Origin of the sequence: Nocardia sp. NPDC058114 (assembly GCF_042884695.1) — a bacterium.
Taxonomy (GTDB): Bacteria; Actinomycetota; Actinomycetes; order Mycobacteriales; family Mycobacteriaceae; genus Nocardia.
On sequence record NZ_JBHVTK010000011.1, the window covers coordinates 23,746 to 49,346 of the forward strand.

22 protein-coding genes are annotated in these 25,601 nt (G+C 68.4%); 15 read left to right on the forward strand and 7 right to left on the reverse strand.

What is annotated here, in order from left to right:
* Positions 1 to 3: 3 nt before the first annotated feature.
* The 6 genes from ACFVVI_RS29950 to ACFVVI_RS29975 all read right to left on the reverse strand — a co-directional run bounded on the left by ACFVVI_RS29950 (position 4) and on the right by ACFVVI_RS29975 (position 7,761).
* Positions 4 to 2,178 (reverse strand): MMPL family transporter, encoded by a 2,175-nt coding sequence (locus ACFVVI_RS29950; RefSeq protein ID WP_378993758.1) that lies wholly within the window; start codon positions 2,176 to 2,178, stop codon positions 4 to 6.
* A gap of 29 nt (positions 2,179 to 2,207) precedes the next feature.
* The gene (locus tag ACFVVI_RS29955; RefSeq protein ID WP_387447701.1) at positions 2,208 to 2,645 is read right to left on the reverse strand and encodes an EXLDI protein; all 438 of its coding nucleotides are present in this window, start codon (positions 2,643 to 2,645) and stop codon (positions 2,208 to 2,210) included.
* A 216-nt stretch (positions 2,646 to 2,861) separates the two neighbouring features.
* Positions 2,862 to 3,251 carry a hypothetical protein gene (locus ACFVVI_RS29960; protein WP_387447702.1) on the reverse strand — a complete coding sequence of 130 codons (390 nt, stop codon included), beginning with the start codon at positions 3,249 to 3,251 and terminating at the stop codon, positions 2,862 to 2,864.
* A 143-nt stretch (positions 3,252 to 3,394) separates the two neighbouring features.
* A complete protein-coding gene (locus tag ACFVVI_RS29965) occupies positions 3,395 to 5,518 on the reverse strand; it encodes a RecQ family ATP-dependent DNA helicase (RefSeq protein ID WP_387447703.1) in 2,124 nt (707 codons plus the stop codon).
* Positions 5,519 to 5,580: 62 nt separating this feature from the next.
* Positions 5,581 to 6,804 carry an RtcB family protein gene (locus ACFVVI_RS29970; protein ID WP_378993764.1) on the reverse strand — a complete coding sequence of 408 codons (1,224 nt, stop codon included), beginning with the start codon at positions 6,802 to 6,804 and terminating at the stop codon, positions 5,581 to 5,583.
* 81 nt (positions 6,805 to 6,885) lie between these two features.
* A complete protein-coding gene (locus ACFVVI_RS29975; protein ID WP_387447704.1) occupies positions 6,886 to 7,761 on the reverse strand; it encodes a ribokinase in 876 nt (291 codons plus the stop codon).
* Positions 7,762 to 7,927: 166 nt separating this feature from the next.
* Between ACFVVI_RS29975 and ACFVVI_RS29980 the strand changes: the two genes are divergently transcribed.
* The 12 genes from ACFVVI_RS29980 (at position 7,928) to lexA (ending at position 18,579) form a co-directional block, all read left to right on the forward strand.
* On the forward strand, positions 7,928 to 9,193 hold the full coding sequence (locus tag ACFVVI_RS29980; protein WP_387447705.1) for a glutamate-5-semialdehyde dehydrogenase: 1,266 nt from the start codon (positions 7,928 to 7,930) through the stop codon (positions 9,191 to 9,193).
* Positions 9,190 to 10,068: a MoxR family ATPase gene (locus ACFVVI_RS29985; RefSeq protein WP_358071885.1), complete on the forward strand. Its 879-nt coding sequence runs from the start codon at positions 9,190 to 9,192 to the stop codon at positions 10,066 to 10,068. The genes ACFVVI_RS29980 and ACFVVI_RS29985 overlap by 4 nt, the downstream gene beginning before the upstream one ends.
* Complete coding sequence (locus tag ACFVVI_RS29990) at positions 10,065 to 11,462, forward strand: VWA domain-containing protein (RefSeq protein WP_378994039.1); 1,398 nt, start codon at positions 10,065 to 10,067, stop codon at positions 11,460 to 11,462. The genes ACFVVI_RS29985 and ACFVVI_RS29990 overlap by 4 nt, the downstream gene beginning before the upstream one ends.
* An 11-nt stretch (positions 11,463 to 11,473) precedes the next feature.
* Positions 11,474 to 11,815, forward strand: coding sequence for an MmcQ/YjbR family DNA-binding protein (locus tag ACFVVI_RS29995; RefSeq protein ID WP_358071889.1), 342 nt, complete (start codon positions 11,474 to 11,476; stop codon positions 11,813 to 11,815).
* Between the two features lie 239 nt (positions 11,816 to 12,054).
* The gene (locus ACFVVI_RS30000; RefSeq protein WP_387447706.1) at positions 12,055 to 12,978 is read left to right on the forward strand and encodes a hypothetical protein; all 924 of its coding nucleotides are present in this window, start codon (positions 12,055 to 12,057) and stop codon (positions 12,976 to 12,978) included.
* 44 nt (positions 12,979 to 13,022) lie between these two features.
* Positions 13,023 to 13,664, forward strand: coding sequence for a nicotinate-nucleotide adenylyltransferase (gene nadD, locus ACFVVI_RS30005; RefSeq protein WP_101463962.1), 642 nt, complete (start codon positions 13,023 to 13,025; stop codon positions 13,662 to 13,664).
* A 46-nt stretch (positions 13,665 to 13,710) separates the two neighbouring features.
* On the forward strand, positions 13,711 to 14,127 hold the full coding sequence (rsfS, locus tag ACFVVI_RS30010) for a ribosome silencing factor (RefSeq protein WP_056821472.1): 417 nt from the start codon (positions 13,711 to 13,713) through the stop codon (positions 14,125 to 14,127).
* On the forward strand, positions 14,124 to 14,783 hold the full coding sequence (locus ACFVVI_RS30015) for a histidine phosphatase family protein (RefSeq protein ID WP_101463961.1): 660 nt from the start codon (positions 14,124 to 14,126) through the stop codon (positions 14,781 to 14,783). The genes rsfS and ACFVVI_RS30015 overlap by 4 nt, the downstream gene beginning before the upstream one ends.
* Positions 14,773 to 16,482, forward strand: coding sequence for a diglucosylglycerate octanoyltransferase (gene octT / locus ACFVVI_RS30020; RefSeq protein ID WP_387447707.1), 1,710 nt, complete (start codon positions 14,773 to 14,775; stop codon positions 16,480 to 16,482). The genes ACFVVI_RS30015 and octT overlap by 11 nt, the downstream gene beginning before the upstream one ends.
* A 3-nt stretch (positions 16,483 to 16,485) precedes the next feature.
* On the forward strand, positions 16,486 to 17,328 hold the full coding sequence (locus tag ACFVVI_RS30025) for a DegV family protein (RefSeq protein WP_387447708.1): 843 nt from the start codon (positions 16,486 to 16,488) through the stop codon (positions 17,326 to 17,328).
* Positions 17,329 to 17,400: 72 nt separating this feature from the next.
* Complete coding sequence (locus ACFVVI_RS30030; RefSeq protein WP_387447709.1) at positions 17,401 to 17,895, forward strand: GNAT family N-acetyltransferase; 495 nt, start codon at positions 17,401 to 17,403, stop codon at positions 17,893 to 17,895.
* 33 nt (positions 17,896 to 17,928) lie between these two features.
* On the forward strand, positions 17,929 to 18,579 hold the full coding sequence (gene lexA / locus ACFVVI_RS30035) for a transcriptional repressor LexA (RefSeq protein ID WP_387447710.1): 651 nt from the start codon (positions 17,929 to 17,931) through the stop codon (positions 18,577 to 18,579).
* A gap of 5 nt (positions 18,580 to 18,584) precedes the next feature.
* Here lexA and ACFVVI_RS30040 read toward each other — a convergent pair whose 3' ends face one another.
* Positions 18,585 to 19,547 carry a DUF2332 domain-containing protein gene (locus ACFVVI_RS30040; protein WP_387447711.1) on the reverse strand — a complete coding sequence of 321 codons (963 nt, stop codon included), beginning with the start codon at positions 19,545 to 19,547 and terminating at the stop codon, positions 18,585 to 18,587.
* Between the two features lie 180 nt (positions 19,548 to 19,727).
* On the opposite strand from ACFVVI_RS30040, the gene ACFVVI_RS30045 reads away from it, so the two are divergent.
* From ACFVVI_RS30045 to holA, 3 genes are all read left to right on the forward strand, one after another.
* Positions 19,728 to 20,768 carry a ComEA family DNA-binding protein gene (locus ACFVVI_RS30045; protein ID WP_387447712.1) on the forward strand — a complete coding sequence of 347 codons (1,041 nt, stop codon included), beginning with the start codon at positions 19,728 to 19,730 and terminating at the stop codon, positions 20,766 to 20,768.
* 510 nt (positions 20,769 to 21,278) lie between these two features.
* Entirely contained in the window at positions 21,279 to 24,275 is a 2,997-nt protein-coding gene (locus ACFVVI_RS30050; RefSeq protein ID WP_387447713.1) for a ComEC/Rec2 family competence protein, read from the forward strand.
* Between the two features lie 202 nt (positions 24,276 to 24,477).
* Positions 24,478 to 25,449, forward strand: coding sequence for a DNA polymerase III subunit delta (gene holA / locus ACFVVI_RS30055; protein ID WP_387447714.1), 972 nt, complete (start codon positions 24,478 to 24,480; stop codon positions 25,447 to 25,449).
* The last annotated feature ends 152 nt before the right edge of the window (positions 25,450 to 25,601 follow it).

Sequence of the window (25,601 nt, forward strand, 5' to 3'; positions counted from 1 at the left end):
CCGTTACCAGCGGCTGTGCTCCGTCGGCGGGGTGTAGTAGCTCTCGGCGTAGGAGTGCTCTGCCCAGCGGGACTTCGCGTCCGCGTCGCTGTCACCACCGTGGCCGGGCCACCACGCGCGCCGCCCGAGCAGCGCGGTCACCGCGGGGGTGAAGAACAGCGCCATCACGAACGCGGCGATCGCGATGCCCACCGAGATGGCGAAGCCCATCTGCGACAGGGTGCTGTTGCCCGCCAGCATCATCGAGGCGAAGGTGCCCGCCAGGATCAGTCCGGCCGCCGCGACGGTCGGCCCGGTGTGCCGCACGGCCAGCGCCGCCGCTTCGCGTGGCGTGTGCCCCTCGCGGGCTTCCTCGCGCAACCGGGCGACCATCAGGATGTTGTAGTCGGTGCCCAGCGCGACGACGAACAGGTACATGATCACCGGCAGCGTGAAGATCAGGCCGTTCTCGCCCTGGATCTGCTGGAACACCAGCACCGTGGCACCCAAGGTCGCGGCGAAGCCGAGGAACACCGAGGCCATCAGGTACCACGGTGCGACGAGACTGCGCAGCAGCAGCGCCAGCACGAGCATGATCAGGATCGCGGCCACCGGGAAAACGATCGCGTAGTCGTGGTTCATGGCGTCCTTGAAGTCCACGAACACCGCGGTCATGCCGCCGACCGCCGCCGTGGCTCCCGCGGGCGCCGCTTGATGCGCGACCGTACGCAGCGGACCGGCCACCGTGTCGAGCGCCGCATCGGATTCCGGTGCGTCGGCGAGCGTCACCTGGAAGTCGGCGATCGTGCGGTCCGGTGACAATTGCGCCTGCCCGACCTGCCCGACGCCTTCGACCTGGGTCAACGCCGTTCGGTAGGTCGTGAGCTGGTCCTCGCTCAGTGGTCCGCCGGGCGAGTGCAGCAGCACGTCGGAGGGCTGGGTGGCGCCCGCGGGCATTCCCTTGAGCAGCTCGGTGGTGAAGACCACCGACTCGGAGGCGTCGGAGGTGGAACCCGAGCTCAGATCGAAGGTCGGGTTGAAGCCGACCGCGAACACCCCGAGCGCCACCAGCACTCCGCCGGAGGCGACAGCGAATACGCCCGGCCGCCTGCCCATCGCCGCGCCGATCGCGCCGAAGCGCGCGCCTCTCGGTTCGACCTGCCACGCCTTCGAGGGCCAGAACACCTTGGTGCCCAGCAGGGAGACGATCGCGGGTACCAGCGTGAGACCGGCCAGCAGCGCCACCGCGACGGCGATCGCCAGCGCGGGACCCATCGCCCGGAACATGCCGAGGCTCGACAGGGTCAGCGCCATGAACGCGATGATCACGGCGGCTGCCGCCGAGGTGATGGCCTCACCGACGCGGGCCACCGCGTTGATCATCGCGGTCTTGGGATCGTCGCCCGCTCGCAGCCGTTCCCGGTAGCGGAACATCAGGAACAGGATGTAGTCGGTGCCGACGCCGAACAGTACGACCAGCAGGATGGCGCTGATCGAGGTGTCGATATCGAGGTCGAATGCCTTGGCCGCCATGGCGATCAGGCCGCTGACCGTGCTCGAGATCGCGCCGATGGTGATCACCGGCAGCAAGGCGATGACCGGGCTGCGGAAGATGATCAGCAGCAGCACCAGGATCAGCACGATCGTGGCGATGCCGATGATCGCCATGCCCTTCTCGCCCTCCTCGGTCTGATCGAGGGTCTGTGCCGCGGTGCCGGTGATGCCTGCCTTCAACCCGGTGTCACGCACCTGTTCCTTCAGCTGTTCGCGCAGGCTCTTCACCGCCTCGCCCTGCGTCTTGTCGGCGGCGTCGGTGAGTTTGGTCATCTGCACGGCGACGACCTGAACCAGGCGATTCTCCGACGGTGGTGTCACCTGAATGCCGGTGACCCCCTTGATATTGCGTGCGGTGAGCGCTGCCGCTGCCGCGCCGACCGTAGTCGAGTCGTCGTCGGTGAGCGCCGCGCCGTCCGCGCGGACCATCACGATGAGCGCGGCGGGCGCGGAATGCTGCGGAAATGCCTGCTCCTGCAACTTCATCGCCTGGATCGACTCGTAATGCGAAGGCAGGAACTCGGATTGGTCGGTCGTCGCGGTGAGCGTCGGCGCCGTCGACAACACGGCGACGATCGCGAGCACCCACAGCCCGATCACTTTCCAGGGATGGTGGACGACGACGCGTCCCAGTCTGGCGAACATAGTGGTAGGTCCTTTCCCGGCCCGGCTGGTCAGATGTCGAGGTCGTGGTTGCGCGGGTGCTGGACGCGGTCGACGATCATCAGGTGCGCCTTCGGGGAGACCAGTGGGCGCACAGCGTCGAGCGAATCGACGACCTCGGTGGTGTAGTCGCCCCAGCTCTGCTCGCCCTTGCCGAGGATCGAGCGCCAGTTCTTCCAGTCCACGGTCCAGTCGCCGAGCTCGTTGTAGTCCGACCATGCCGAGGTCTGCTTGTGCACCAGGAAGTTGCCCTTGCGGGTCAGGTAGACCCGGACTGTTTCGATGGTCTTGCGGGTTACCCGGCGTGACCGGCCGACCTCGCGGCCGGTGAAGCGCTGGGTGCGGCCGCCACCTGGACCGACCTTGACGAGCACCGGGGCGAACCCGTCGTTGTCGGTGTTCGGCTCGGTGGTGTCTATTGCAGTGTCGTATGCGGGTTCGATGGTCATCGATTGCTCCGATTTGATAAGGCAGTGCGCATGTGGGCATGGGTATACGAGCGGCGTGCCCTGCGTTTCGGGCCGTCGTCGTGGGTCTGTGTTCAGTTGTGCGGTAGCGGTACTCGTTCCGTCCGACTCACTATAAGTAGATGTATACGTATAGGGCAAGAGGCAAAAAAAGTCCGCACGGATCGACTCCGTGCGGACCGCTCCGTGCGGGGCGAGCTACAGCTCGTACACGCCGAACGCCCGATTCTGGATGCACATCGGCATCACGTGGACCCGGTCGGTCCATTCGAATCTCGCTGCCGCCTCGACGTTTTCGCGTTCGGCGACGCACACGCTCGCGGTGCCCGGCATCGTCAACGGATTGAGCACCGCCAGGGGGATACCGGCGTGGACGCCGCTGTAGAGCCCGCCGCTGAAGCACAGCGGCGTGATGGCGATGCCGCGGATCGCGCTCTCACGGTCGGCGGCGGCCTGGGCGCCGGGGACGCCGGCGCAGTCGAGCGGGTTCTCGTTCGACGCCTGGGCGGGAACGGTCAAGAGGGTGAATCCGGCCGCACAGCCCGCGGCAACGGCCATCAGGGTTCGAGCAAATGTGGTCCTGGTCATAGGCGCATTCAAGCACTGGTGGTGATGGGTGCCCACAATCTGGGCGGCGTGTTGGGCTGTGTTTTCGGCGCGCCGGGGCACACGTGTTCGCGGCTCCGAGGGGCGACCCGGCCGCCCCTCGGGATCGGGGAGCTCGGGCCGGGTCAGGTCGGGGTAGCCAGGGCGAAGGGGAGGACGGCGTCGGCGCCGCTGGTGCGCAGGGCATGGGCGGCGACGGTCATGGTCCAGCCGGTGTCGGTGAGGGTGTCGACGAGCAGGATCGGTCCGTCGACCCCGGAGAGGTCGGGGATCTCCCAGGAGTCGAACAGCCCGGCGACCCGATGGGCGGAGTTCGCCGCCGAGACCGGGGGACGGTCGGGTCTGGTGCGGAGGGTGCCGAGGTTGTCGAGTCGGCCGATCTGGGCCAGGCGTTCGGCGAGACTGGCGGTGAGCTGGGGATATCGGGGGGATTCGAGAGCCAGCACCGAGGTGGGACGGGTGGTCCAGGTCCAGTCACGCAGTACCGCGACGCAGGCGTCGAAGACCGCGTCGGGGACCGGTGCGTCGGTGGCGTCGAGCAGGGCGCGCAGCCGCATTCCCCAGCCCAGGTCGGTGAGTCGGCCGAGGACGCGGCCGGTCTCGGCACCGCCGGAGATCTTGCCCGACAACGGGATTCCCAATTTCGCCATGCCGCTGGGCCACTGTTTGCGGGGGGCGAGGTCGAGGCCGGGACGATCGAGGCGGGCTCGGGTCGCGGCGATCGCGGCGTCGTCGACGGTGGTGTCGGCACGGGTGCCGGTGCAGTTGTCGCAGCGGCCGCAATCCAGCTCCGCTGTCGCGAGCCCGCCCAGGCCGGGGTCGTCGAGTTGGCGGCGCAGGAAGGTCATCCGGCACGACGCCGTCGACTGATAATCGATCATCGCCTGTTGTTCGGCGTCGCGTGCCGCGGCCAGGCCCTCGTAGCGCTCGGTGTCGTAGGTCCAGTCCTGGCCGGTCGAGAGCCACCCGCCGCGCACCCGGCGCACGGCGCCGTCGACGTCGAGCACCTTCAGCACCATCTCGAGACGCGATCGGTTCAGCTCGACGAGCGGTTCGAGCGCCACCGTCGACATCGCCCGGTCGGTGTCCAGCGCGTCGAGCACCGAGCGCACGATGTGTTCACGCGGGAAGGCGACGGAGGCGAAGTAGCTCCAGATCCGCGCGTCCTCGGGGCCGGGCAGCAGGACCACTTCGGCGCGTTCGGTACCGCGCCCCGCGCGACCGACCTGCTGGTAGTAGGCGATCGGCGAGGACGGCGCACCGACGTGCACGACGAATCCGAGATCCGGCTTGTCGAAACCCATGCCCAGTGCCGACGTCGCGATCAACGCCTTCACCTCGTTGTTCAGTAGCGCGGCCTCGAGCACCTCGCGTTCGGCCGGGTCGGTCTGGCCGGTATAGGCGGCGACGGTGTGGCCGTGTGAATTCAGCAGGTCGGCCAGATCGTTGGCCGCCGCGACCGTGAGGCAGTAGATGATGCCCGAGCCCGGCATCCGATGCAGCTGTTCGCCCAGCCACGCCGTGCGCTGCACCGCGTCGTCGAACCGCACCACCGACAGGTGCAGTGATTCGCGATCCAAAGTGCCGCGCAGCACCAACGTATCGGTGCCGATCTGTCCGGCCACGTCGGTGACCACCCGGTCGTTGGCGGTCGCGGTGGTCGCCAGGACCGGCACCTCCGACCCGAGGTCGGCGATCAACGTGCGGATGCGGCGGTAGTCGGGCCGGAAGTCGTGGCCCCAGTCCGATACACAGTGCGCTTCGTCGATGACGACCAGCCCGGCGTCGGCAGCAAGGCGAGGCAGCACCTGATCGCGAAAGTCGGGGTTGTTCAACCGTTCCGGGCTCACCAGCAGCACGTCGACCGCACCGTCGGCCACCTGCTGATGGATCTCGTCCCACTCGGTGACGTTGCCCGAGTTGATCGTGGCCGCCACCACCCCGGCGCGCTCGGCGGCCGCCACCTGGTTGCGCATCAACGCCAGCAACGGCGACACGATCACCGTCGGCCCACGCCCCGCTCCGCGCAGCAACTTGGCCGCGATGAAGTACACCGCCGACTTACCCCACCCGGTCCGTTGCACGACCAGCGCCCGCCTGCGCTGCACCACCAGCGCTTCGATCGCGATCCACTGATCTTCCCGCAGCCGCGCATCGGGTCCGGCGAGCTCACGAAGCAGCTGTTCGGCTCGTTCGCGCAGGTCAGGAGCCGTCAGGTCGAGCACATCGTTGCCTGCGGGTGAGGTCATGCGCCTATCGTGCCGTACACCTCCGACAGGTTCGATGGGCAACACAGACAGCCGACCATGAATCAGCCCTTCACGCACAGCACCTGCCGCAGCGTCGCCACCACCTCGACCAGATCGGCCTGTGCCGCGATCACCTGATCGATGTCCTTGTACGCGGCCGGGATCTCATCGACCACGCCCGCGTCCTTACGCGATTCCACACCCTCGGTCTGCGCGACCAGATCCGCGACCGTGAACTGCCGCTTGGCCGCCGACCGGCTCAACCGCCGCCCCGCACCGTGCGAGGCCGACTGGAACGACGCCGGATTCCCCTTGCCCCGCACCACATACGACCGCGTCCCCATCGAACCCGGAATCAACGCGAGTTCACCGGATCCGGCCCGCACCGCGCCCTTACGGGTCACCAGCATCGGCTCACCGTCGATGATCTCCTCGGCCACATAGTTGTGATGGCAGGAAATGGGCTCGTCGAAACGCACCTCGCGCCCGGCGAATTCATCGCGTACCGCACGGCACACCAGCGACAGCATCACCGCACGATTACGCGCGGCGTATTCCTGCGCCCAGGTGAGGTCACGCCGGTAGGCGTCCATTTCCGCTGTCCCGGAGACGAAGACGGCCAGATCGCGATCCGGCAGCGACTGGTTGTGCGGCAGCGCGCGGGCCACCGCCATGTGCCGCTCGGCGAGCTCCTTGCCGATATTGCGCGAACCGGAGTGCAGCAGAATCCAGACGGCATCGTCCTGGTCGAGGCAGACCTCGATGAAGTGATTGCCCGACCCGAGCGATCCGATCTGCTTGTGCGCCTTGGACTCCAGCTGGGAGACCCCGGGATGCAGCTCGCCGAACGAACGCCAGAACCGCTCCCAGCTGTTGGCCCGCAACGCGGCCTGCCCATGCGACCCCGCGAACTCCGCACCCAGCTTCGTGACGTTCACCGCGTCCTTGTGCGCCTGGAAGCCGACCGGTACTGCGCTCTCGATCCGGCTGCGCAACGAGCGCAGGTCATCCGGCAGGTCGGCGGCGGTGAGATCGGTCTTCACGCTCTCCATCCCGCATCCGATATCCACCCCGACCGCGGCAGGCGCCACCGCATCACGCATCGCGATCACGGACCCGACCGTCGCCCCTTTGCCCAGGTGCACATCGGGCATCACGCGCAGTCCGTGCACCCATTCCAGGTTCGCGATATTGCGAAGCTGGCGCAGCGCTGACTGCTCGATCTCGTGCTCGTCGGCCCACATGAGCGTCTGCGCTCGCGTACCGCGCAGCTCGACGGGAAACATGGTCGGTCCTCTCCTTGATGAAGGACCAACGGTAGGGATGGGGTGGAGGCGGCGCACCTGATTTTCGCCGCGCCCGACAGGTCAGTCGGCGGTGAGGGCCGCCGCGATCCGGTCGCTTCCGGGGATCGCCGAGCTCGCGCCGAGCCGGGTGGTCGTCAGAGCTCCGGCGGTGTTCGCCCAGTTCAGCGCGGTAGACACGCCCTGATTCCAGGTTGCGACCAGTGCGCCGGTGAACGCGTCGCCCGCGCCCGTCGTGTCGAGGACGTCGACGGTGCGACCGCCGACGGATCGCTCGTTTCCGTCGGCGTCGCGATAAACGGCGCCGTCCCCACCGAGCGTGCGCACGAGATGCGCGACGTGCGTCAGCTCGTCCGAATACTGCTCGGACTCCAGGGAATTCACGATCGCGAGATCGACGGCCGCCCATAATTCGTCGGGCAGCGGCTGAACCGGGGACGGATTGAGCGCGACGACGGTGCCCGACGCGCGGGCGTGCTGTGCTGCGGCGAGCACCGTGTGGATCGGAATCTCCAACTGGCACAACAGGATGTCGGCACGTGCGATCGCGGCGAGTTCGGCTGCCGTCAGGTCGGTCACCCGCCCGTTGGCCCCCGCCACCACGATGATGCTGTTCTCGCCTGCCTCGTCGACCACGATCGAGGCGATCCCGCTGGCGCCATCGACCCTGCGGAGCAAAGTGATGTCGACGCCGGCCCCCGACAACGTGGCTGCCAGGTCCGTCCCGAACGCGTCGTCGCCGATCGCCCCGAGAAATCGCACCCGCGCCCCGGATCGCACGGCCGCGATCGCCTGGTTCGCCCCCTTACCGCCGGGCACGGTTGCGAAGTCGCTCCCGAGCACCGTCTCACCCGGCGCGGGCCTGCGTGGGACCGTCGTGACCAGGTCCATATTGACGCTGCCGAGCACGACGACGGTCGGTGAACCGGTGCGATCCATGACGCCGAATCTAGTGGCGACGGCGTTGCTGTGGACAACTTTGTCGACGGCGTCGCCGAACCTGTGCACAACTCGGTCCCGGTCCCGGTCCCGGTGCCGGTCGGAGGGCTATTCCGGGTCCCGGGTGGCGTCGAGCGCGCGAGGCGGCCTGCGTAGGCTGATAGCCATGACGGTAGAAGTGACCCCCGAGCTGGACATCCGCGCAGCGGTGCACGACGCCGCCCGCAGGGCTCGCGTCGCGTCCCGTGTGCTGGCTCAGCTGACCACGGCGCAGAAGAACGACGCCCTGCACGCGGCGGCCGACGCCCTGCTCGCCGCCGCCGATCGCGTACTCGCGGCCAACGCCGAGGACATCGCGACCGCGCAGGCCGCCGGTACCGAGGAGAATCTGCTCGATCGGCTGCGGCTCACCAAGGCCCGCATCGACGGCATCGCCTCGGGGCTGCGGCAGGTCGCCACTCTGCCCGACCCGGTGGGTGTCATCGTGCGCGGTTCCACGTTGCCCAACGGCCTCGAGATCCGCCAGACCCGCGTCCCCCTCGGTGTGGTCGGCATGGTCTACGAGGCGCGGCCCAATGTCACCGTCGACGCGTTCGGTCTCGCTCTCAAATCGGGCAACGCGGCGCTGCTGCGCGGGTCGTCCTCGGCGGCGAACTCCAACGCCGCACTGGTCGAGGTCTTGCGCGAGGCCCTTGTCGCCCAGGATGTTCCGGCCGACGCCGTGCAACTGCTGCCGAGCAACGACCGCTCCAGCGTCACCCACCTGATCCAGGCCCGCGGCCTCGTCGACGTGGTGATCCCGCGCGGCGGCGCGGGCCTGATCAACGCCGTCGTCCGCGACGCGCAGGTGCCCACCATCGAGACCGGCACCGGCAACTGCCACGTCTACGTGCACTCGGCCGCCGATCTGGACATGGCCGAGGCCATCGTGCTCAATGCCAAGACCCGCCGACCCAGCGTCTGCAACGCCGCCGAGACCGTACTCATCGACGCCGCCGTCGCCGAGACCGCGCTGCCGCGGCTCAGCAAGGCGCTCGACGACGCGGGCGTCACCATCCACGGCGACCTGCCCGGTCAGATCCCGGCCACCGACGCCGACTGGGGTGAGGAGTACCTCACCCTCGATATCGCGCTGAAGGTGGTCGACGACCTCGATGCCGCCGTCGACCACATCAACACCTGGGGGACCGGCCACACCGAGGCCATCGTCACCGCCGATCTGGCCGCCGCTCGCGAGTTCACGGCCCGCGTGGACGCCGCCGCGGTGATGGTGAACGCGTCCACCGCGTTCACCGACGGTGAGCAGTTCGGGTTCGGCGCCGAGATCGGCATCTCCACCCAGAAACTGCACGCCCGCGGCCCGATGGCACTGCCCGAACTCACCTCCACGAAGTGGATCGTGTGGGGCGACGGCCAGACTCGGCCGGTGTGATCGTGACTCTCGTACAGGAACCGATCTTCACGTCGGTAGACGATGTCATCTCCCGCCTCGCCACCACCGGCTACCTGGCCGACAAAGCAACGGCCACTTCGGTCTTCCTTGCCGACCGGCTGGGCAAACCGCTGCTCATCGAGGGCCCGGCCGGTGTCGGCAAGACCGAACTCTCGCGGGCGGTAGCCCAGGTCGCCGATGCCGAACTGGTCCGCCTGCAGTGCTACGAAGGCGTCGACGAGGCGCGCGCGCTCTACGAGTGGAATCACGCCAAGCAGATCCTGCGGATCCAGGCGTCGAGTGAAAATGATTGGGCCGAAACCAAAGCCGACGTCTTCACCGAGGAGTTCCTGCTCTCGCGGCCGTTGCTCACCGCCATCCGCCGCACCGAGCCGACGGTGCTGCTGATCGACGAGACCGACAAGGCCGACGTCGAGATCGAGGGTCTGCTGCTCGAAGTGCTCAGCGATTTCGCGGTGACCGTGCCCGAGCTGGGCACCATCACCGCCACACGCAAGCCGTTCGTGGTGCTCACCTCGAACGCCACCAGGGAACTGTCGGAGGCGCTCAAACGCCGCTGCCTGTACCTTCACCTCGACTTCCCCGACGAAGATCTCGAGCGCCGCATCCTGGCCAGCCGTGTGCCGGAACTCCCGAGCACCGTGGCCGAGCAACTGGTACGGGTCGTGCACGTGTTGCGCGGTATGCAACTCAAGAAGCTGCCCTCGGTCGCCGAAACGATCGACTGGGGCAACACCTTGCTCGCGTTGGGCGCCGCCGACCTCGACGACGCGACCGTGCGCGCCACGCTCGGCGTGGTGCTCAAGCACCGCAGCGATCACCAGCGCGCGCTGGCCGAGCTGAAACTGGCCTGATCGTGACTGCGCCAGCACCCCACGGAATCGGCGGCCACGTCGCCGGTTTCGTCGGTGCGCTCCGCGCCCGTGGCGTGCCGGTGGGACCCTCGGAAACCGTCGATGCGGGCCGGGTACTGACCGTGCTGGATCTGCTCGATCGCGAAGCGGTGCGCGAAGGGCTGGCCTGTGCGCTGCTGCGCAGGCCCACCCACCGCGCCACCTTCGACGGCCTGTTCGATCTGTGGTTCCCCGTTGCCGTGGGGGATCGCACCGCTGAGACTCCGGACCTGCCACGCACTCCCGACGGCCAGATCGACCTGGCCGCCCTCCGTGAGCAGCTCGCCGAACTGCTCGCCGCCGACGGCGGTGGCGAGCAGTTGCAGATGCTGGCCGGGCAGGTGGTCGAACAGCTCGGGCAGTACCAGTCCGCGCGCGGACCGTCGTTCTCCGCGTACCAGGCTCTCAAAGATCTCGCGCCCCAGTCGTTGCTGGCCAAGGTGCTCGCGGGTCTCGCTCTCCCGCCGGACGCGAGCGAGCGCGACACCGAGGTTGCCCGCCGCGTCGCACGGGAACGCATCGCGGGGTTTCGGGCCAGCGTGGAAGCCGAGACCAATCGGCGCGTGGCAGAGCAGATCGGGCGCGAACGCGTCGCGACCTACGGTGTCGCGCGCCAGGCCGAGGACGCCGACTTCCTGCGCGCGTCCGAACGCGAGCTCACCGAACTGCGGCGCGGCACCCAGCGACTGGCCCGGATCCTGGCCTCCCGGCTGGCGGTGCGGCGCAAACGAGCGCGGCGCGGCGAAATCGATCTGCGCAAGACCCTGCGTGCCTCGATGTCCACCGGCGGGGTGCCGATCGATCTGGTGAACCGCAAGCCGCGTCCCGGTCGACCGGAACTGGTGCTGCTGTGCGATATCTCGGGCTCGGTGGCCGGGTTCAGCAACTTCACACTGCTGCTGGTGAGCGCGCTGCGGGAGCAGTTCTCCCGGGTGCGAATCTTCGCGTTCGTCGACCGCACCGACGAGGTGACGAGCTTCTTCGAGCCGTACGCGGGTCTCGACGATGTGATGACCCGGATCTTCACCGAGTCGCGCATCATCGACGCCGACGGGCACTCCGACTACGGCTACGCGCTGACCAGCTTCGCCGAGAACTTCGGTGAGGCCGTCACCAGCCGCAGCTCACTGCTGGTTCTCGGCGACGGCCGCACCAACTACCGCAACCCGCAGCTGGACACCCTGCGCGAACTGGTCGGCACCGCCCGGCACGCGCACTGGCTGAATCCGGAACCCCAGAACCTGTGGGGGACAGGCGATTCAGCGGCCCGCGACTACGGTTCGGTGATCGAGATGCACGAATGCCGATCAGCTCGGCAGCTGACCGAGGTGGTCTCCCGACTGTTGCCCGTCTGAAGGAGCTGACGATGAGTGTCGACGTCCTGGCTTACTGCCTGGCCAAACCGGGCGCCTGGGAAGACGAGCCGTGGGAGGGCGACACCGTCGCCAAGGTCGGCGACAAAGTCTTCGCGTTCCTCGGCGCGGGCACGTCGATCGGGCTCAAGTGCGGGCGTGACCGCACCGAAGCCGACGAGCTGGTCGACATCTACCCCGACGACGTCACCGTGTCGGCCTACATCGGCCGCTACGGCTGGAACAGCATCCGCGTCGGCGGCGCGGTGCCGGACGACGAACTACGCGAACTGATCGACGCCTCCTACGACGCGGTCGTCGCCAAGCTCCCGAAGTCGAAGCGCCCCACCGCCTGAGTACTTCAGCCGACGTTAAGCGGCTCACATGGCACGGCTACCAAGATCACGCCCATGCTGGCAGGGGCGTCGCGCGACGACGAGCGATCCGATCGACGGATATCGGGTGCAGTGGTGGTTCTGCCGGGCTGTGCGCTCGCGCGGTCGGCGAGCTCCGCCCGGTGAACGATGCGTTCGCGAACGAGAACGATTCGCTTCGAGAAGAAGAACCTCACCTTCCGCCTGCCGGTGGCCGCGAGGTGGGTTCGGCCGGCGCAGGGCAGGCCACGGCGCTCGCGGCAGGTTCGTTCGGTGCGGATGCCGGTCCGCTGGCGCCGGGTTCAGGGGCGCGGGCGGCGCGGCGACTGGCCGGTATCGCCGCCGCTCGGCTGGCAGACGCTCCCGCGGCAGCGGAGGAGCAACTGCGTCGGGCCCTGGTTGTCGGTGCGGGTGAGCTGGCCGGGCGCGAACTAGCCGCGATGCGCACGCAGCTGGTGACCGCGGTCGCCGCCCAGCCGGGCCGTGACCGCGACGTAGCCCGCGCCGCGGCCTCGGCTGCTGCCTGCTGGCAGCCGATCTCGTGTGCGGACTCGGTCCACCTGTGGCTGGTCGCGGGTCGTGCCTGGCATCGTGCGGGTCGGCACGGCGAAGCGGTGGTCGCCTTCGACCGCCCACTGCTCACCGGCCCCGTCGGCTACCCACCTGCCGAGCTCGCGCTGGTACGTGCCCAGTTCGCCGAATCGCTGAACCACGTCGGTCGCTACCGCCAGGCCGCCTGGCAGTTCACCGAGGCGGCACGGCTGATCGGCGGTATGCCCTCGTTGCGCCGCCGCCATGCCGATCTGGTCTGGTCGGCCGCGGTCGCCCGGGAGTGCTGTGGACAGGAGACCGAGGCGCTCGGCGGCTACCTGCGCGCCGCGGGCCTGTGGGGCGAACAGGACAAGATCGTGCCGCGGGCCCGCTGCCTGCGTGCCGCCGCCTGGTTGCAACTGCGCGGACCGCAGGGGCGTGTGCGTGGGCCCTGGTGGGTAACGATCGATGTGTTGTTGACCGAGCTGGACCGCCGGGTAGCCGCCGAGCCGGCCGCACACCTCGTCGAGGAGCTGAAACGCACCCGTGCCCAGTTCGCGCAGATGTGCGCCCAGGCGTCGGGACCTCGCGAGCGTCGCGATGGCGCGGAGTAGTCCGGTCCGCCCCGATCTCATGGGCCGGATTAAGCTCAGACCTCATGCACGAAACAGCTCGGCCGCGCCGCAAGCTCGGCGTCATGGGCGGCACCTTCGACCCGATCCACCACGGCCACCTGGTCGCGGCGAGCGAGGTCGCGAACCGGTTCGAGCTCGACGAAGTGATCTTCGTGCCGACCGGCCAGCCGTGGCAGAAGGTCAACAAGCAGGTCAGCCCCGCCGAGGATCGCTATTTGATGACGGTCATCGCCACCGCGTCCAACCCGAGGTTTTCCGTCAGCCGGGCCGACATCGAACGCAACAAGGTCACCTACACGGTGGACACCCTGCGCGAGATGCAAAACGCGCATCCCGACGCGGAGCTGTACTTCATCACCGGTGCGGACGCGCTGGCCAACATCCTGACATGGCAGGATTGGACCGAACTGTTCGAACTGGCGAAGTTCGTCGGGGTGAGCCGACCGGGTTACGAACTGAACACCGATCATCTCGAGGAGCATTTGCGGGACCTTCCCGCCGACGCCGTGACGATGGTCGAGATCCCCGCGCTGGCCATCTCGTCGAGCGAATGCCGCCGCCGCGCCGCGGAGGGTCGGCCGGTCTGGTACCTCGTCCCCGACGGCGTGGTGCAGTACATATCGAAGCGGCACCTCTACGTGCCCGCAGGAACGGAAGGTAGCTGACGTTGAGCCACATGAGCGAGGGTCTGACCCCGCAGGAGGAGACCGTATGAGTGCCTCTACCGAAGCGATCGAGATGGCCACGGTCGCCGCACTCGCCGCCGACGACAAGCTGGCCACCGATGTCGTCGTCCTCGACGTCTCCGAGCAGCTGGTGATCACCGACTGCTTCGTCATCGCGTCGGCGCCCAACGAGCGCCAGGTCAACGCGATCGTCGACAACATCGAGGACAAGCTGCGCGAAGCCGGCCACAAGCCGGTCCGTCGCGAAGGCACCCGTGAGGGTCGCTGGGCGCTGCTCGACTACGTCGATATCGTCGTGCACGTCCAGCACAACGACGAGCGCAACTTCTACGCACTCGAGCGCCTGTGGCGTGACTGCCCGGCGGTTCCCGTCGAAGGCATCGCCGCACTCCCGACTCCGGCCGCGGACGACGACGCGCAGGTAGAGGGAATCAACGAGTGAGCAAGTACGCCCATGTGCGCAACCTGATCCTGTTGCGGCACGGGCAGACCGAATGGAACGCGGCCGACCGGATGCAGGGTCAGATCGACACCGATCTCACCGAACTCGGTCGCCAGCAGGCCAAAGAGGCCGCGCGCGAACTGGGTTCACGCAACGCCATCGCGATCCACGCCTCCGATCTGCGTCGCGCCAAGGAAACCGCCCAGGCACTCGGTGACATCAGCGATCTGCCTGTCATCACCGATCCGCGACTGCGCGAAACCAACCTGGGCGACTGGGAAGGCCTGACCCACCTCGAAGTCGACGCCGATTACCCCGGCGCGCGCGTGCAGTGGCGTCTCGATGCGACCTACACACCGCCCGGCGGCGAGAGCAAGCTCGAGGTGGGTGCCCGGTCCCTGCCTGTGGTGCGCGAACTGTACAACGAGCGGCAGGATTGGCCCGGTCGGACTATCATCCTGGTTGCGCACGGCGGGCTGATCGCTGCTCTGACGGCCGCGTTGCTGGAACTGCCACCGGAGAACTGGCCTGCCCTGGGTGGGCTGGCCAATACCAGCTGGGTGCAGCTTTCCAGCCACGGCCCGGACATCGATCGACCCGGCTGGCGCCTCGATGTGTGGAACGCAGCGGCGAAGGTAGCTCCCGATGTCCAATGAAGAGCCCGACCGATCAGTACCTGATGAGATGTTCCAGCAGGTGACGGCCAAAGCCGGACGGCAATTGCCGGACGCGCTATTCGGTCCGCCACCCGCTCGGCCCGCGCGCGCAGAGCGTGAGGAGCCGATCCGTTCGGTACCGGACGAGCTCTTCAAGCAGGTCACCGCACGCAGCGCGCGATCGCTGCCCGATGCCCTGTTCGGCCCGGTGCCCCCGCCGGTCGTCGCGGAACCCGAGCCGGTCGACTCGGCGGCAGACGTCGTCGAGTCCGGCTCGGGGACAGCGGATTCCGGGTCCCCGACCGCCGATGTTTCCCCAGACGGCAGTGTCGACGGCGATAGTGCGGTGACCTCGATCGGTGACGATGCCGAGGCCGCACGCGGCGCTGTCGACGTCGCATCCAGTTCCGCTGTGCAGGAAGCGGACAGCGAGACTTCCGGTGCCACGGCATCGGTGGATGTTGTCGCAGATGACGGTTCGACAGACGAACTCGGCGATGTGGATTCCGGTGCTGCACAGACCGATACCGTCGAGTCCGCTGCGGATATCGCCACCGCTGTTGCGGATGCGGTATCGGCTGCCGGCAGTGAGAAGCCCACGGAGCAGTCCGTCGATGACCCGGCAGTCGCCGAGTCGATCGTGGATGCCGCCGGATCTACGGATACGGCTGCGCCGCAACCACTCCGGCCGGAGGCGAGCGATCCGGTTCGGGTCGATGCCGCTACCTCGTCCGAAGTTTCTTCGGCTGAGGTGGCGACCGCCGTCGAAACCGGTTCTGCTGATGCGCAGGTCGATCCTCCCGCCGCACTTCCGGACGTGGACCTCGATATCGCGGACAGCTTGCTGACATCTTCGGCAACTTCTGTCGCGGATCCCGCGGTCGAGGTGTCCGCGAAACCTGCTGTCTCGCCCGGTGAATCGGGCGTTGCGGAGACCGCCGGTTCGCTGCTCGTAGAGGAAGCCGTGTCGCCCAGGCCGGTCGAGTCGGCCGCACCGCGTCCAGTGCTGCTCGTGATCGCCGACTCGCTCGCCTACTACGGGCCGAAGGGCGGGCTGCCTGCCGATGATCCACGGATCTGGCCGAATATGGTTGCCGCGGAACTGGATTGGGATGTCGAACTGATCGCTCGGATCGGCTGGACCTGTCGCGATGCCTACTGGGCGCTGATCGGAGATCCGCGCGTGTGGGCCGCGGTGCCGCGCGCCGGGGCGGTCGTATTCGCCGTCGGCGGCATGGACACGTTGCCGTCCCCGCTGCCCACCGCGCTGCGGGAGATGATTCGCTATATCCGTCCGCCGCGTCTGCGCCGTGGCGTGCGGGCGTCCTACAACTGGCTGCAGCCGAAGCTGTCGAAACTCGGTCGCCCGGTTGCCCTTCCGCCCAAGGTGAGCGTGGACTACCTGGAGCAGTCGCGGACCGCGCTGAATCATCTGCGTCCGGAGCTGCCTGTCGTGGCGGTGCTGCCGTCGGTCCACAAGTGCGACGCCTACGGGCGGGTCCACCGGGGCAGGGCGCGGGCGGTCAAGGCATTGCAGGCGTGGTCGGGCCGTACGTCGGTGCCGCTCGTCGACCTCGGCGAGGCCGTGCGCGACGACATCGAGTCGGGATCGGCGAACCCGGATGGCATCCACTGGGGCTGGGCCGGGCACGCGGCGGTGGCGACGGCGATGACGAAGGCGCTGCAGGAGGTCCGGTAGTCCGTGGCCGTTGTGGTGGTGACCGATTCGGCGGCGGGGTTGTCCGCCGATCTCGTCGCCGAGCTCGGTATCGAAGTGGTGCCGTTGCATGTGCTCGTCGGTGAGCACGAGATCCGGGAAGGCGTCGACCCGATCGAGATCGACTACACCGCCGACTCGGTCACCACGTCGGCCGCCTCGCCCGGAGAACTGCGCGAAGCCTACGAACGAGCGCTGAGCCTCAGCGACGGCGACGGTGTGGTGGCCGTCCATCTGTCGCGCCGATTGTCGGCGACGTGGGAGTCGGGCCGTCAGGCGGTACGCGACATGGGCGCCGAAGATCGTGTGCGCGTTGTCGATTCGCTCGGGGCAGGCCTGGCGACCGGTCTGCCCGTGCTGGCCGCCGCGCGTAAGGCGTGGGCAGGCGAGGCGTTGAACGATGTCTACGAGCGCGCGGTGTCGGCCGCGACCCGTTCGCGCACGTTCATCCTGGTCAACCGCACCGAGCAACTCCGCAAGGGTGGCAGGCTGAGCAGCGCCGCAGCGTTCTTCGGCAGTGAACTGGTGACGAAACCACTGCTGCAGCTGGTGGAGGGCAAGCTCGAAATGCGCGAGAAGGTGCGAACCAGATCGCGTGCCTACGCCAAGCTGGTGGCTGCCGCGGTGGAGGCGGCCGCATCCGATGGTGCGGCGCTCGGCATCCAGCATCTCGGTGCCCCCGAGGCCGCCGAAAACATCGCGGCGCAATTGCGTGAGCAGCTGCCGGAGGTGCAAGAGCTCTACGTTGCCGAGTTCGGCCCCGCACTCGGTGTGCACCTCGGTGTCGGCGCACTCGGTGTCGCGGTGTTGCCCGGCGGATGCGTCTGAACGCTGCCGGTTCAGAATCTCGCTGAGGGCAAACAGTCCGGTGACGATGATCCGGTGCCTACCGTGGTTGTCATGGCTGGCCACACATCCCCACAGACCGACGTTTCGCCACGAGTGCTCGTGGTCGACTGGGACGACCCGGATGCCGAGTCGCTGCGCGCGGAGATGTCGGCCGAGGTCCGTCCCCGCTACGCCCACCTCGAGCTCGCCCTGCGCGGTCCCTCGCCGATCGCGGTCGATCACGCGACCGTGCACCAGACGTTCGTCGCGTACGTGGGCGCGGAGCCTGTCGGGCACGCCGCGGTGCGCTGGAACGCCGGTGACCTCGAACTCAAGCGGATGTTCGTGCGTCCCGCCTACCGTGGCACCGGAACCGCGACCGCGCTGTTGCACGCCGCCGAAGCATCCGTGCGCGCGGCCGGTCGGCCGCGGATGATCCTGCAGACCGGGCACCTGCAGCCGGAAGCGGTGCGCTTCTACGAGCGCAGTGGCTATCACCGGATTCCGCTGTTCGCGCCGTATCACGTCCTGCCGCAGTCGAACTGTTTCGCGAGGAACCTGGACTGAAGTGATGATCGCGGGGGGATCTACGATTCCCCGATGACCGGATACGACGACTTCGACCACCTCGACGCCGCGAGCCTGCCTCCCCGCAGACAACACATCCTCGCCGTGATCAGGGATTCGGTGCTCGCCCACGGCTACGCGCCGAGCACGCGGGAGATCGCCGACGCGGTGGGCCTGCGCTCCACATCCACGGTCTCCCAACACCTGAAGGCGTTGGAGGCGGACGGGTTCCTGCGCCGTGCCGCCACCATGACCCGACCCATCGACGTGCGCCTGTTCCTGCGTGGCGCCTCCGCCGCCGACTCCGACGCCTCGGTGTCGGTGCCCGTCGTCGGCGACATCGCGGCGGGCACTCCGATCCTGGCCGAGCACAACCCCGACGACGTCATGACCCTCCCGCGTGAACTGGTCGGCCGTGGTGAGGTATTCGGCTTGCGGGTGCGTGGCGACTCCATGATCGATGCCGCGATCTGCGACGGCGACCTCGTGGTGGTGCGTAGCCAGCGCGAGGCCAACTCCGGCGATATCGTCGCGGCGATGATCGGCGAGGAAGCCACGGTCAAGGTGTACCGCCGCCGCAACGGGCACGTGCAGCTCGAACCGCGCAACCCCGCCTACTCCGTGATCGACGGTGACGAAGCCGTCGTCCTGGGCCGCGTCGTGTCGGTGATGCGCCGACTCTGAGGTCGCTACGCCGGGCCGAACCAGTCCAGCGACTGGCCGTGCGGCCCGGCGAAAGCCAACGGCTCGTCGTCGAGGGCGAGCACCAATCGGGCCGCTGTGCTCTCGCGCGGGGGCAACCGGTCGGCCAGCGTGCTGAGAACCCCGGTGCCCTCTTGCGACACCCAGTGGCAGGGCAGGTCCCGCACCGTCGCCCGGAAGTCCGCCCGCGCCTGAGGGGAGAGGTAGCTCAGCACAGCACTGTGGAAAACCACTACGGTGCTGGCGCGTGGCGCCGCGAGTACCAGCTCGGTGACCTGCTCGTTCAGGTCGCCGGTGACGATGGCCGGTGGGTCCGCCGCCGCGATCGCGCAGGCCGAACGCAAGCGCGACAGCCGCTCGTCCTGTCCCGGCCAGACCAGCGCGGACAGCCACTGCCGGTCGTCGCTGTTCCCGGCATCGAGCGGGTTCAGATCTACTCCAGCCCGATGGACGACCCGGGGGAGCCGGTCCGGGATCGGCACCGCTCCGGTTGTCTTGCAGGTCAACACAACCGATGACGGACCGTCTGCCGGATCCAGCGCGGCGGTGTTGTAGCGATAACTGAAACGGTCCGGGTACAGGCACAGTCCGGCCGATGCTCCGACCTCGATGAGCGACAGGGGTCCGGGCAGGCGGGCCAGCACCGGCAGCAGGGTGGCCGCCCGGCCCGCCTCGTTCGTCTGTGTACGTCTGCGCAGCGCGGTCGCGGAGATCGCCGACCAGTTCTCGTGCAGTTGGTCGCGGAACTCGTGATAGGGAACCGCGGTCGCGCCGTGCACTCGCGCGGCGGCCAGGATCAGGTTGGGTTGCTGTTTGTCCGTGGGCAATTGGGCGATCAGCGCCAGTACCTCCGCGTCGACGCTGATATCCAGCGCTCGCCGGTGATAGAGCGGGGAATTTCCGCGCGCTTCGAGAAGTGCGAAGTCGCGGAATCGTTGTGCGAGTTCCATGGGTTCCTGGGTACGTCGAATCGGCCATGAGCGCACGGTATCCACTCGGGCAGAAGAGATTCCGGGTGCGAAGCCACGCTGACCGGTGAGTTGTCCACAGGTTCGGAGTTATCCACAGGTTTCCTCGAAGCCCAGGTCGGCGGGGGTTCGTCAGGTCGGCGTCGGCCTAGCGTCGCTGCCATGTCACGACACGAAGAGCACGAGCGAGTACGGCAGCGGCTGGGCGGGCTGGCGGTCCGCGAGCGAGCGCGACCGAGTAGTCAGCCGCTGCGCGCGTCAGGGTTGGAGGCCGGGAACAGTGCTGCGCGCTCTGGCGACGGCGAAGGACAGTGGGACGATGACGAACTCGCGCCGTCGGCCGGACCGGCAGGCCCAGTGGGGACACCCGGGTGGCTCGACGATGGTGGATCGGGCAGGCGAAACCGCCTGGTGCCAGCGCGCTTCCAACACGCACGGCTGGATCCGGGGCGTCGCGGCGCGCTGGTACTCGGGCTGGTCGGGGTCATCGCTGTGGTGCTCACCGGTGTGATGGTGCTACGCGATCAGCCGGTGGCGCGGGCGGTTCCGCCGGTACCGGTACTGCGGGCGGAAAGCGTTGCGGTACAGCCCGGCCCGACCACGGTGGTCGCGGCCGTGTCCGGTCCAGGTCCGACCTCGAGTGCCGATGTCGTCGTCAGCGTGGTCGGTTTGGTCGAACGAGCCGGGCTGCACCGATTGCCGGACGGTTCCCGGATCGCCGACGCCTTGGAGAAGGCGGGAGGGATTCGTGACGGTGCCGACCTGGCAGGCCTGAACCTGGCTCAACGACTGGTGGACGGGGACCAGGTCATAGTCGGAGCCACCGATCCTCAAACCGGTCAACCACGCCTCGGCAGCATCACGATCGGTGCTGGTCGCGCACCTGTGACCACGCCCGGTACCGGTGGCTCGAACACCGCGAGCTCGAAACCAGGAGGTTCGAGCACCGCAGGTTCGAGCACCGCAGGTTCGAGCACCGCAGGCCTCAGTGGCGGTGTCTCGTCCGGCAATTCGCGCATCGATCTGAACACCGCGACCGAAGCCGAGTTGGACGCACTGCCCGGCGTAGGACCGGTCACCGCCAAGGCAATTCTCGCGTGGCGCACCACCAACGGACGCTTCACCGATGTCGCTCAACTCGGCGAGGTAGACGGCATCGGTCCCGCCCGGCTGGCTCGACTCCGCGACCTGGTGACGGCATGATCCATGCGAAGACACCCCGCGCGGAGGTGATCGCGTGACCTGCCCGGTGTGGCCCTGCGCACGGCTCGGTACCGGACCCGCCACAGCTCAACCCATCGAAACAGTGGAGGACTGCGCGCCGGGATCAGGCGATCTCCGCCGCCTCGCATGTCCACTCGGATCGGGCGAAAAACCTCGTTCTGCGAACGATGTGGTGGACCTGGGCATCGGTACGCCCCGACCTGACGACACGGCAGGCGGATGAGACACGAGCCGGGCGAGGGAGCGGTTCGGGAGGAACCGCGCCGGCGACCGAGAGTCGTACAGCACGGGGGAACGATTCCGGGAGATTCGGACCGGCGTGGGCGGCTGGGAACGGCTGAACGCGGGGGCGCTTCGCAGGAAAGGTCGGATCGGCGTCGGTGGACGCGAGCAGCAGAGCTCTGGGAGTCGGCGGGGCGGGGGCCAGGACGCCGGGTTCGTGTGGGACAACAAACGGGCAAAGGGGAACCGGAGCTACAGGTACTCGATATGCGGTTGGTTCCTGCGGCGTTCGGGTGCTGGGTGGCGACGATTGTCGCGGTGACTGTGGGGTGGGTCGCGGGATTGGTGCTGGCTGCTGCGTCGATCGTGGTCGCGATCGGGTTGTGGGTGGTGCTGCTGTGGGCGATGGCCCATCGGCGGGAGCGGTGGCGGGTTGTCGCGGTGACCGGGTTGGCGACGATGCTGCTCGGTGCGGGGTTCGCGGCGGCCGGTGCTTGGCAGGAGCACCATGTCCAGGCACATCCGTTGCGAGAATCGTTCGGCCGGTCGGTGAACGTGCTCGCGGTGGTCACCGATGACGCGAAGCCCCTGCGCGCCGGTGGGTTCGGTGGTGAGCGGCGGTGGATTGTTCGTGCGGGTCTGCGCGAGTTCGGTCATGGCCCGACATGGACGCAGGCAGGCGGTTCGATTGTGGTGCTCGCGCAGGGCAGTGAGTGGGCTGAGCTGTCGCCTGGGCAAGTGGTGCGATTCCGGGCTGAGGTCAGCGAGCCGAACCGCGCCGATCTGACGGTTGCCACCCTGCACGCCGCCGACGCACCAAAGCGGATCGGTGAGCCGCCGTGGTGGCAGCGGGTCGCGGCGAGCGTGCGAACGGATCTGGTGGACGCGTCCGCCGAGGCACTGCCACCTGCTGCGGCGGGGTTGCTGCCCGCGCTCGTTGTCGGTGACACTGTCGCGCTGCCGGAACAAGTGCGTGACGCATTCGAAATTGCTGGATTGCAGCACCTCTGTGTGGTCAGTGGAGCCAATTTCACCATCCTGCTGACGGCCCTGTTGGCACTCACCCGCCTGCTCACGGCCGGCCCGCGGACCAGTGCTGCCGCGGCGGCGGGGGCCGTCGCGCTGTTCGTCGTGATCGCCCGCCCCGACCCGAGTGTGCTGCGCGCGGCAGCGATGGGCTCGGTGACAGTGCTCGCCCTGCTCACCGGCAGACGCAAGCAGGCGCTGCCGGCGTTGTGTGCGGCGGTGATCGGATTGCTGGCCGTTGCACCGCAATTGGCGGTGAGCGCGGGATTCGCGCTGTCGGTGCTCGCGACCGCGGGGCTGATCTTGCTCGCGCCCAGCTGGGCGGACTGGTTGCGGGCGCATGGTTGGTGGCGCGCACCCGCGGAGATCGTCGCGGTGTCGGTGGCCGCGTTCGTGGTCACCGTGCCGCTGATGGTTGCCCTGTCGGGGCGGGTGAGCCTGGTGGCGATCGTGGCCAACGCGCTCGTCGCACCGGTGGTCGGGCTGATCACGGTGATCGGCGCGGTGGGCGCGGTCGTGGCCTGCGTATGGGGTGATGCCGCGGTATGGGTGCTGTGGTGCGCGCGGCCACCGATGTGGTGGTTGCTCGGCGTCGCGGATCGCGCGGCCGCGGTGCCGGGCGCCACGATCACGGTGCCTGGCGGCGTGGTCGCAGGATCGGTCGCGGCGGTGATCGTCGTCGTGGTCGTGGCGGCACTGCGCTGGTCGCACACCCGCAGACTCCTCGCGGTGGTGGTGCTGGGAGTGTCGATTGTGCTGCTCCCGGTGCGCTTCTTGCAGCCAGGATGGCCACCATCGGGCTGGGTACTCGCGATGTGTGACGTTGGGCAGGGCGACGGCCTGGCTCTGTCTGTTGCTCCCGGTGCCGCGGTCGTCGTAGACGTCGGCCCGGACCCACGCCCGATCCGGGCCTGCCTGGATCGCCTGAAAATCACCCACATCCCGCTGCTGGTCCTCACTCACCCCCATGCCGATCACATCAACGGACTCGCCGGCGCTCTCCGAGGCCGCACTGTCGACGCTATAGCTACCGCCCCGGGCGAACTCCGCTCAGCGATCGCCGAAACCTGTGCCGCCGCAGACCGCACCACAGCGCCGACGCCGAGCACTGCGCCGACGCCGAGCACTGCGCCGACGCCGAGCACTGCGCCGACGCCGAGCACTGCGCCGACGCCGAGCACTGCGCCGACACCGGGCACAGCGCCGACGCCGAGCACTGCGCCGACACCGGGCACAGCGCCGACACCGAGCACTGCGCCGACGCCGCCGAACCTCACCCCGTCGACCGGAACTCCCTCGCATCCCACAGAAATCGAGAGATACCCATCGCGAACAGCGGAATCGTCACCACCTGCGCAGGGGGTAGCCGCCGTGCGGGTGCCCTCTGTGGATTCGGCTGTCCCACCGTTGCATCCGGACGACTCGGGCGGACCGCCGTCGCGCTCGGCGACGCCGACCATGCCGGGGCGACCGCAGCCGACCGCAACCTCACATCCGATGGAGCGAGCGTCGACGGTGGGCGCCGAGGTGCGGCAGACGGGAGACGATCATGTCGTGTGCCCGCGTGGGACGCCGGGGGAGAGGCCGGCGAAAAGTGGTCGCCGTTCCGCGGAACAGACTGTTTCCCAACGAGAATCGCATGGCCACGGTGACGACACCGAGGGAGTGGAGCGGGTGACGGAACTGGCTGGTGCGGCTGATATTCCGTTGATGGAACTGCACGCGGGGCACGAAATGACCTTCGGCGCAGTCGGATTGCGTGTGCTGGCACCGAGCCGGGACCTGCCGACGTCACTGTCGGCCGATGCGGCCAACGATCGGTCACTGGTGATGCGAGCACGCACGCCGGCCGGAACGATCCTGTTCACCGGCGACATCGAGGCCGAGGCACAGGCCCGGATCATGCGCGGTGAGGATGTCCGGGCGGACGTCCTCAAGGTGCCCCATCACGGATCACGCACCACCACAACGGCATTCCTGCGTGCCGTCGGACCACGCCTGGCGTTGGTCAGTGCCGGGTCGGACAACACCTTCGGGCATCCGCACCCCACGGTGACCTCGACCCTCGCCGCGCTCGGCGCAACCGTCGCTCGGACCGACCTCGAGGGTGACGTCGTGATCGTGGGTACCGCCGCCGATCTGCGGACCGTCACGTCTCGTCGACGAGCACCGCAGACGCGGCACGGCCCCACGCCTGGATGGCGTCGAGGATCTCGATCCGGTCGGTGGGCACGTTGATACCCGCCACGACTGACGTCTCGGACCGATGCTCGAAGGTCACCGTGAAGAACGAGCAGCACGTCGATTCCCGGTGGTCGAGTCGCGTCCGGCCGCCTCGGGAGCTGGTCGAACTCGGCCGGGCGCAGCGGGACGACGGTGCTCGGCAACATGCCCGAGGTCGGCGCCAAGGGATGTCGGTGGGCGTACGTAGGATCGCCTGGTGAGCGAACGCCCTGCCTCGGTGCATCTGGTCCTCGGCGACGAGGAACTGCTGGTCGAACGTGCGGTTGCGACGGTGACCGCGCAGGTGCGGGCCTGTGCGCCCGATCCGGATTCGGTACCCGTCGACCGATTGCGCGCCGGTGACGCCAGCACGGCGGAACTGGCCGAGTTGCTCAGCCCCTCGCTGTTCGCCGAAGACCGGGTGATCGTGCTCGAGTCGGCAGCGGAAGCGGGCAAGGACGCGGTCGCGGTGATCACCGAGGCTGCGGCCGATCCGCCCGACGGTGTGGTGCTCATGGTTCTGCACTCGGGCGGCGGACGGGCCAAAGCGCTGGCACCCGCACTGCAGAAGAAGGGCGCGACGGTCCACGAGTGCACCAAACTCAACAAGGGCGCCGAGCGCGTGGAGTTCGTGCGAGGCGAGTTCCGGGCCCTCGGGGTCAAGGTCTCGACCGAAGTCGTGCAAGCCTTGCTCGAATCGGTCGGTTCGGAGCTGCGTGAATTGGCCGCCGCCTGTTCACAATTGGTGTCCGATACCGGTGGCAAGGTCGACGCGAACGCGGTCCGCCGCTACTACTCCGGCCGGGCCGAGGTCACCGGCTTCGACGTCGCCGACCTCGCGGTCGCCGGCGACCGTCCCGGCGCGATGGAAGCCCTGCGCTGGGCCACCGACCGCGGCGTTCCCCACGTTTTGCTCGCCGACGCGCTCGCCGACTCAGTCCACACCATCGCCAAAGTCGGCTCGGCAGGCCGCGGCGACCCGTTCGCCCTCGCCCAGAAACTGGGTATGCCCCCCTGGAAGATCAAGAAAGCCCAAGCCCAAGCCCGCGGCTGGAACCCCACCACCATCGGCACCGCCCTACAGGTGGTAGCCACCCTCAATGCCGACGTCAAAGGCGGCGCCGCCGACGCCACCTACGCGGTGGAACACGCCCTCGCCCGCATCCTCGACCTCCGCGCCACTGGCTGACCAGCGCGGCTGAGCAGGCGCGTCGCACCGCCATCCAATCGGGATCCAATCGCGATGTCCGGTCGCTCTCGCGGCTGGCACAGTTGATCATGAGATGGTTGAGCCGAGTGGTAGCCGGGATGGACGAGGCGGGCGCGGTCGACGCGGTCGGG

Coding starts and splice junctions, on each gene's coding strand:
- ACFVVI_RS29950 (WP_378993758.1), bottom strand. CDS start 2,178: ATGTTCGCCAGACTGGGACGCGTCGTCGTCCACCATCCCTGGAAAGTG.
- ACFVVI_RS29955 (WP_387447701.1), bottom strand. CDS start 2,645: ATGACCATCGAACCCGCATACGACACTGCAATAGACACCACCGAGCCG.
- ACFVVI_RS29960 (WP_387447702.1), bottom strand. CDS start 3,251: ATGACCAGGACCACATTTGCTCGAACCCTGATGGCCGTTGCCGCGGGC.
- ACFVVI_RS29965 (WP_387447703.1), bottom strand. CDS start 5,518: ATGACCTCACCCGCAGGCAACGATGTGCTCGACCTGACGGCTCCTGAC.
- ACFVVI_RS29970 (WP_378993764.1), bottom strand. CDS start 6,804: ATGTTTCCCGTCGAGCTGCGCGGTACGCGAGCGCAGACGCTCATGTGG.
- ACFVVI_RS29975 (WP_387447704.1), bottom strand. CDS start 7,761: ATGGATCGCACCGGTTCACCGACCGTCGTCGTGCTCGGCAGCGTCAAT.
- ACFVVI_RS29980 (WP_387447705.1), top strand. CDS start 7,928: ATGACGGTAGAAGTGACCCCCGAGCTGGACATCCGCGCAGCGGTGCAC.
- ACFVVI_RS29995 (WP_358071889.1), top strand. CDS start 11,474: ATGAGTGTCGACGTCCTGGCTTACTGCCTGGCCAAACCGGGCGCCTGG.
- nadD (WP_101463962.1), top strand. CDS start 13,023: ATGCACGAAACAGCTCGGCCGCGCCGCAAGCTCGGCGTCATGGGCGGC.
- rsfS (WP_056821472.1), top strand. CDS start 13,711: ATGAGTGCCTCTACCGAAGCGATCGAGATGGCCACGGTCGCCGCACTC.
- octT (WP_387447707.1), top strand. CDS start 14,773: ATGTCCAATGAAGAGCCCGACCGATCAGTACCTGATGAGATGTTCCAG.
- ACFVVI_RS30030 (WP_387447709.1), top strand. CDS start 17,401: ATGGCTGGCCACACATCCCCACAGACCGACGTTTCGCCACGAGTGCTC.
- lexA (WP_387447710.1), top strand. CDS start 17,929: ATGACCGGATACGACGACTTCGACCACCTCGACGCCGCGAGCCTGCCT.
- ACFVVI_RS30040 (WP_387447711.1), bottom strand. CDS start 19,547: ATGGAACTCGCACAACGATTCCGCGACTTCGCACTTCTCGAAGCGCGC.
- ACFVVI_RS30045 (WP_387447712.1), top strand. CDS start 19,728: ATGTCACGACACGAAGAGCACGAGCGAGTACGGCAGCGGCTGGGCGGG.
- ACFVVI_RS30050 (WP_387447713.1), top strand. CDS start 21,279: ATGCGGTTGGTTCCTGCGGCGTTCGGGTGCTGGGTGGCGACGATTGTC.